Annotated in this window: 7 protein-coding genes; 3 read left to right on the forward strand and 4 right to left on the reverse strand. The window is 48.7% G+C overall.

Translation table 11 applies throughout. The features are described from left to right. From ACZ25G_RS03405 to ACZ25G_RS03415, 3 genes are all read right to left on the reverse strand, one after another. A partial coding sequence (locus ACZ25G_RS03405; RefSeq protein WP_463681548.1) for a MarR family winged helix-turn-helix transcriptional regulator occupies positions 1–420 on the reverse strand: 420 nt, incomplete at its 3' end. 326 nt (positions 421–746) lie between these two features. Next, positions 747–1,712 (reverse strand): metallophosphoesterase, encoded by a 966-nt coding sequence (locus ACZ25G_RS03410; protein ID WP_342680250.1) that lies wholly within the window; start codon positions 1,710–1,712, stop codon positions 747–749. 239 nt (positions 1,713–1,951) lie between these two features. Continuing rightward, positions 1,952–3,010 (reverse strand): hypothetical protein, encoded by a 1,059-nt coding sequence (locus tag ACZ25G_RS03415; RefSeq protein WP_463681549.1) that lies wholly within the window; start codon positions 3,008–3,010, stop codon positions 1,952–1,954. Positions 3,011–3,252: 242 nt separating this feature from the next. On the opposite strand from ACZ25G_RS03415, the gene ACZ25G_RS03420 reads away from it, so the two are divergent. The 3 genes from ACZ25G_RS03420 (at position 3,253) to ACZ25G_RS03430 (ending at position 6,539) form a co-directional block, all read left to right on the forward strand. After that, complete coding sequence (locus ACZ25G_RS03420) at positions 3,253–4,635, forward strand: radical SAM protein (protein WP_463681550.1); 1,383 nt, start codon at positions 3,253–3,255, stop codon at positions 4,633–4,635. 229 nt (positions 4,636–4,864) lie between these two features. Further along, positions 4,865–5,746 (forward strand): TFIIB-type zinc ribbon-containing protein, encoded by an 882-nt coding sequence (locus tag ACZ25G_RS03425; RefSeq protein ID WP_463681551.1) that lies wholly within the window; start codon positions 4,865–4,867, stop codon positions 5,744–5,746. A gap of 37 nt (positions 5,747–5,783) precedes the next feature. After that, the gene (locus tag ACZ25G_RS03430; protein ID WP_224771899.1) at positions 5,784–6,539 is read left to right on the forward strand and encodes a hypothetical protein; all 756 of its coding nucleotides are present in this window, start codon (positions 5,784–5,786) and stop codon (positions 6,537–6,539) included. Positions 6,540–6,578: 39 nt separating this feature from the next. Here the strand turns inward: ACZ25G_RS03430 and ACZ25G_RS03435 are convergent. After that, on the reverse strand, positions 6,579–6,964 hold a 386-nt coding region (locus ACZ25G_RS03435; protein WP_463681552.1), incomplete at its 5' end, for a hypothetical protein.

The following is a 6,964-nucleotide window of genomic DNA, read 5'->3' on the forward strand; positions in this document are numbered from 1 at the left end:
TTTTGTATTCTCAGCAATTCGCTCGTTAAATTTTGCAAATTGTTTTATTTCTTCTTCGGTGAAGCCCCGGAAGATTTGTTTTAGGAATTCCTTCCGCACAGCTTCAATTTCATGGGTAATGGGCGCGGATTTGGATGTCAGAGACAGATGGATCCTTCTCCGGTCCTCCGTATCCTGCCGGCGCTGCAACAGAGATTTCTGTATGAGGCTTTCCACCGCCTGAGATACATTGCTTTTTGAGAGCATCCGAAACTCTACAATATCTGCGGCGGTATCTCGGCCGGGATGATTGAAAAGGAAGCTGATGATGGTGACTTCGATGGGCGCCAGACCATGCCGATCGCAGACAGGTTTCAGCATGCTGTCATACAGCTTGATGATCCGCCGGATGTTGGATAAAAGCGTATTTGTCCGGTGCATGCGGTAAGTCCCTCCCCATTCATGGTTTTTAATAGTACAGTTTTTTATAGAACTGTTTTTACAACAAACTATTTTATCTCAAAATCCAAATGAGTCAAGCCAAAAGCCATGCTCCCTCAAAATGTTTACATTTAGTTCATAAAAATACACCTACAAAAGAAAGCCATGCCGATGGTTTTCGGCCTTTCTACGGTGCCCTTGCGGATAGGTGGTTTTGCCGGTGTTGCCGCCTCATTATAAAAGGTTGGCCAACGGAGAGCAAGGCCAACCTTTTGTGTTTTTCTATGTTGCTGCTCGGATTTTTTCGTGGGTCCAGCAGCCTGCATTTACAATTTTAAGTCGATTTCTACTATTTCGCTATTGGTTCCTAAACGTACCGGCAGCTGGAAATATCCTGTTCCTGCTGAAACGACAGTCTGGGCTTCCCCTAGGGCTGCATGTCCGTAAAAATGATTTTTTTCATAGGCTAGCCGGGTCAAGAAGGTCAGAGGAAACATCTGCCCACGATGCGTGTGGCCGCATAAAATGAGTTTTGCTCCATTTTCTATGGCCTCATCAATGCCATCTGGATTGTGGTCCAAAACAATGAGCGGCTTTTGCTCTGGTTTTTTGCGCAATAATTCACTGAGGGGAGTACGAACCTCTGAATATTGTTTGTAATGGAGCAGGTCGTTTCGCCCCACCAAGGTAAAAAAGGGAAAGGGAAGGAGTTCGTTATATAGCAGCCGGATATTCGCTTTTTGAAAAAAACACCGCATCTTTTCATCGGAATAGGCCGGATCATGGTTGCCCAATACCGCATAAACGCCGTCCTTGGTCTGAAGGGTCCCGAGTACCGCCCCAACCGCGTCAGGAGATCCGCATTCTTCCGCATAACCGTTGTTAAAGATGTCTCCTGTGATTACCACCATATCGGGGGAAAGGCTGTTGACTTTGTCGACTACTTTTTTTATATATCCTAGGCCGACAAAGGCCCCGATGTGCAAATCGCTGAGCAAAATCATGCGGTAATCTTTTTTGCCTTCTCCCAAGCGCACGTCATAACGAACTGTTTTGAGACGCCGGGCATGAACCATTCCGTAGGCCACAAGGCCCAGGCTGATTCCAGTGGCGAAACACCAGGAAATTGCGAACACCACCGAATTCTTATGAAAAAAGAAGACCGCCACTGCGGCAGCATCGCAGATCAAAAGGATGAGGACAAAGTAAAACAGAAAACAGAACAGGCTCCCCTCCAGACGTATCCAAAACCGGCGGATCGGAGGAAAAGCCCGCTGCGATGGAAAAACCATGAGAGGAAAAACAGAAGGAGATAGAATACCGCAACTGCTCCGTAAATATGTAGGCCCCACAGCTGCCATACAGCATTTTCGGTGCGGAAAGCAGTATAAACAGTGGTAAATAGCAGGAACAGAACAAGGCATACAGAGAAAAATTTTTCTGATATATACTGGCTGAGTTTTGATTTCATGGCATTGATTTCCTTTTCGGATATGGCGGGGGCGGCTGACAGCAGAGGGCTATCCTATTTTTATTTTCTTGCGAGATGAACCATGCTTTGCTGAGACAGCAGGGGCCCTTGCTTTTTTGAGGTGATTTGCAGAATCTCTTCCAGCGGATGGAAGAAGATATTGTACTGCTTGTCTTGCCGCAAACCTTCATGGGTGCGCAAGTTCCCATCCTCATCGAATCCCACCATACACTCTCCGTCAGAAATAATTCTGTCGATCCTCAGTGTATCGTATTTGATATCCATGAAAATCAGCGGATACCGCTGTTGATCACGAACATCTGCCACATATTGATAAACTTCCTGCTCCAACTGGGACGAACAGGCAAAATCCGCACGCAGAAAGGCAAACGCCGGATGAGACGGAACGACAGAACGCAGCCATTGCCCACTGAGAATATTTTGCTTATCCTGCTCCGTATAACGCCGATTCACTGCATAAAGCAGTCTCGCGTCCCGAAGCTTTTGACAGGCAGACGCCATATCCTCATCGGCATAGATGGAAATCATGACATTTTTGACCTCTTTTATTTTATTGATAAAAGAAGGGATGATCTGATGTCCATGGAGGAAGAGAATAAAAGCGCAGTCCGATTCTTTTTTGATGATGGGGAGTACCTGCTCAGCATCCCCGGTAACATAGAAAAGATAGGTATAGATCCCCAATTCCATTGCCTGCTGCAACAGAGAAGGATAGAAATCCGGCTGTGTTTCCAGCTTTTCTTGGTTAATAAATACATGCAGAGCCCAGGGAATGTTGAACTTTTTTTCTTCCTCAATATCCCGGATCACCACGGCGCCTTTTGTACAGCTGTTATAGCCCAGATTGACGCCAAAGGTGGTGATAATATCATGATCCACCGTTGCGGCAAGGTCTTTGACAAGATCATAATAAGCGCTTTGCTGATCCTGCAACATCTTCTGTGCCTGCTTTAGTAAGTTTTTTTGGAATCTTCCATGGGAGAATTGCAGCCCCAGGTCGATGAGATTGCGCGTCATACGTTTTGGTGATTGCTGTATATTTTTTAGTGTTCTGCGGATCGCCGATTCCACCAATACCCTAGTCATGTCTTTCTTCATGGGAGGCAACACCTTTCCTGCAAATCAGTTTGCTCAGAAAATTATATATTATAAAGATACTCGATTTCTAGTGTGAAAAAAAGGGACAAAAGGATAAAATTGTCCAAAAAGGTAACACTTCTGCAGTTTGTCTCATTTTTTCCCACCGAGCTTTATCTGTCCCATGACATCTGTCCATTCCTCTTTTATAATGGACCTCAGGATTGAAACCCAAAAAGGAATTCAGAAAGGGACGAATCGGCATGAGCGAGAAAAATATGAAAGAAAATCTCCAGGCCTTTGCTGTTAAAAAGGTGCTGCATTATATGGATGAAGATCCGGACAAGAGCCTGCCAAAGCTGTTAGACTGGGCAGATAAATTTGACAAAGAGAACCTCTTTGTCAGTCAGCGCAAGGTTTTCCACGATATTATCGAGCATCCCGATAATAACTGGTACCGTTTAATCAAAAGTCTGTGGAGCGATATTGATCCTGGAGTACGGAGAACCTTCTTTGAAAACTTTATTGTGCATACCGCACTCATCGGCAGTGTACGGCAGGAAAAAGCGATGGAAGAACATGGCTGCAATATTCCCTGGGCAGTGCTGATGGACCCCACTTCCGCCTGCAACCTTCACTGCACCGGCTGCTGGGCGGCAGAATACGGGAATAAGCTCAACATGAGCTATGAAACACTCGACAGCATTATCCATCAGGGCACTGAAATCGGCACCTTTATGTACATATTCTCTGGCGGCGAGCCACTGGTCCGCAAGGATGATATCATCCGGCTTTGCGAGGCGCATCCAGACTGTATGTTCCTAGCCTTCACCAATGGCACCCTGATCGATGAGAAATTTGCAGACGAAATGCTGCGGGTCAAGAATTTCATACCGGCCATCAGCGTGGAAGGCTTTGAGGAGGCCACCGATTCCCGCCGGGGCAAAGGCACCTATCAGGCCGTTATGAAGGCGATGGATATCCTGCGGGAGAAAAAGCTGGCCTTTGGCGCATCCTGCTGCTATACCAGCCAAAATGTAGGGTCCCTCAGTTCTGAAGAATACATCGATCATTTGGTTGCCAAAGGCGCCAAATTCGCTTGGTTTTTCCACTATATGCCGGTGGGCAACGATGCGGTACCCGAATTGCTGCCCAGCCCGGAGCAGCGGGAAACCATGGTGCATCGTATCCGGGAATACCGGAATACCAAGCCGATTTTTACCATCGACTTTCAAAACGACGGAGAATTTGTACAGGGATGCATTGCCGGCGGCCGCCGGTATCTGCACATCAATGCCAATGGCGATATTGAGCCCTGTGCTTTTATCCACTATTCTGATTCCAGCGTCTATGACAAGACACTGCTGGAGGCATTGAAGTCCCCGTTGTTTATGGCTTACCACCATGGACAGCCTTTTAACGGCAATATGCTGCGGCCCTGCCCCATGCTGGAAAATCCGGAATGTCTGCGGTCCATGGTGCAGGATTCCGGCGCCCACTCCACCGACATGCAGTCGCCGGAGGATGTGGAAAATCTGTATCAGAAATGTAAGCCATATGCGGAAAACTGGGTAGCTACTGCTGATAAGCTGTGGGCATGTTCTCATAGCTGCGCAGGTTGCCAGAGCCATCAGGCAAATGACTAGACAATACCTAATCCCTCTCTTCTTACTAGCCGTCTGCACCTTCTTGTGCAGACGGCTTTTGTATGGAATGCGGTTATATGGAAGCTGGCAGCACTCGGTATCCCTTTGGCAGGTGTCTGCAAAGCCGAAGATGAGACTACTGGCAACCGAAAATCATATGCCCCGGCTGAGGGCCGATAGCAGTAAAGTATGATATAATACGACCATGGAGAGGTGAGGGGTGGTCAGGATGGGATATGAAATCGGGGATACATTTGAAACGAGACATGGCAAAATGACGGTGGTGGACAGCCTGCGTATCCAAGGGAAGAACGGGGTGCTCCGCAAATACTACATGCTGCGGTGCGAAAAGGGCCACCAGTATCCGGTGGGGGAAAGCTACCTGAAGGCGGGCAGGCTGGTCACCTGTAAAAAATGCAACCATCCCACCATCGCCGAAAGGGATCCGGAGTTTGCCAAGTGGTTTGTAGACAGTTCGATTCCCCGGGAAAAATCACCCTACACCCATTTGAAAGCGGATTTTTACTGTCCGGAATGCGGCAAGATTGTCAAGGGAAAGAATATCAACAACGTGTATCAAAGGCGGCGGGTGCAATGCCCTTATTGCGGGGACGGCATCAGCTATCCAGAACGATATATTCATGCGCTGCTCACCCAGATGCAGATCCCGTTCGTACGCCAGTACACCGTAAAATTTCAGGAAAACGGTCGGAAAACCCACTATAAATACGACTTCTACGATCAGGAAAGAAATATCTTTATCGAGACCCATGGGGCCCAGCATTTTGTGCCACATGTGTTTGAAAGGGTAGGAAGAGCCTCCCTGGAGAAGATCCAGCAAAGGGACCACGAGAAACGAAGGATGGCGGTAGAACAGCTGGGGATTGGATACATCGATTTGGACTGTAGAAAATCAGATCCGGATTGGATGAAAGCAGAGGTAATGAAAAAGCTTTCCTTTTATCCGCTGGAAACGGTGGACTGGAAAAGGGTGCAAAGGGAGACCAACAGCTCCATTACGCTGCAGCTCATCGCGCTGTGTCAGCAGGGATATACCCAAAAACAGGCGGAGAGAGGAACAGAAAAGAAAAATAGAAGAGCGGAGGATTGAAAAGAAGAAGGCGGGCCAGCTTCTCAAGCACAACGAATTGGTCGAGGCCATTCGCGGCAAAGGGCTGGACTTCGCTGTCCTGGACGATTATGTCAGCACCCGTACAAGGCTGCGTTTTCTCTGTGGAAAGTGCGGACAGGAATTTTTGCGCACGCCGACTACCATCCTCAAGGATATGGCCTGTCCCTACTGCAAAAAGCTGGAAGAAATCAGGCAAAGAGCTCGGGAAAAATATGGGGAATCCTATGAGATTTTGGGGCCTTATAAGGACATTCGGACGCCCATCGCCATTCATCACCGGACGTGTGGAACCACCTATTATAAACTGCCTCCGGACCTTTTCAAGACGGGATGCCCTACCTGCGGTAAGAAAGAGCGGTCCCTCCACACCTCCCAGACCAGAATCCGCAAAGGACTGGAGAAGTTTAAGGCCCTGCTGCCCCTCATAGAAGCCAGAGGATACACCTTTGTAGGAGAAGAATGCCGGGGGCTAGGGAAGACCAACGCCTTTTTATGCAGCCATTGTGGGGAGATATGGATGACCACGGCCAATCACATCATCAGCGGCCGGGATCATATCTGTACCAGCCCCTGCAAAAAGAAAACCCAGGAGGAGTTTTTGAAACAGGTGGAGGACCTGGTGGGAGGAGAATACAGTGTGCTGACCGAATATACAAATGCATTTACGCCGGTCAAAATCCGGCACAACCTCTGTGGCCATGAATACATGGTGGCGCCTGCCCATTTCACCAGCACAGGAAGGCGATGCCCTGTTTGCTCCAGGAAAAAATAAGATGGACCGGAAGGAATCTTCCGGCCCATCTTTTGCTTTTTATCTTTCAGATGGCCGCCCATGATCAAAGCTATCCATAGGAACGTCCTCAAACAGAGATCCCGCCCGGAGGTGAGCGGTGGCCTCACCGAGCAGGGAGGCGGCCTCAGGCACCGCCTTGTCAAAGATCTCCTGAAAGGTTTCATGGCTGATCTGCTCCGGCCGGTTGAGATGATGCCAGGAAAGCCGGGCCTTGTTGGCGGCGTCAAAGGGCGGAATTTCCGGCTTGCGCATGGCGGTGACCATGCTTCCATGGACGAGGACACGATCCACAAAGGAGGCGACACCCTGATGGCAGCGTTTGGAATCGAGCAGGAATTCTTCGCACCACAAGGCGTCGTCAAAGGCGCGGACAATATCCTGCTTTTTGATCTGTTCCCCCATGG

The sequence above is a fragment of the Zongyangia sp. genome (assembly GCF_965361945.1).

Coding starts and splice junctions, on each gene's coding strand:
- ACZ25G_RS03410 (WP_342680250.1), bottom strand. CDS start 1,712: ATGGTTTTTCCATCGCAGCGGGCTTTTCCTCCGATCCGCCGGTTTTGG.
- ACZ25G_RS03415 (WP_463681549.1), bottom strand. CDS start 3,010: ATGAAGAAAGACATGACTAGGGTATTGGTGGAATCGGCGATCCGCAGA.
- ACZ25G_RS03420 (WP_463681550.1), top strand. CDS start 3,253: ATGAGCGAGAAAAATATGAAAGAAAATCTCCAGGCCTTTGCTGTTAAA.
- ACZ25G_RS03425 (WP_463681551.1), top strand. CDS start 4,865: ATGGGATATGAAATCGGGGATACATTTGAAACGAGACATGGCAAAATG.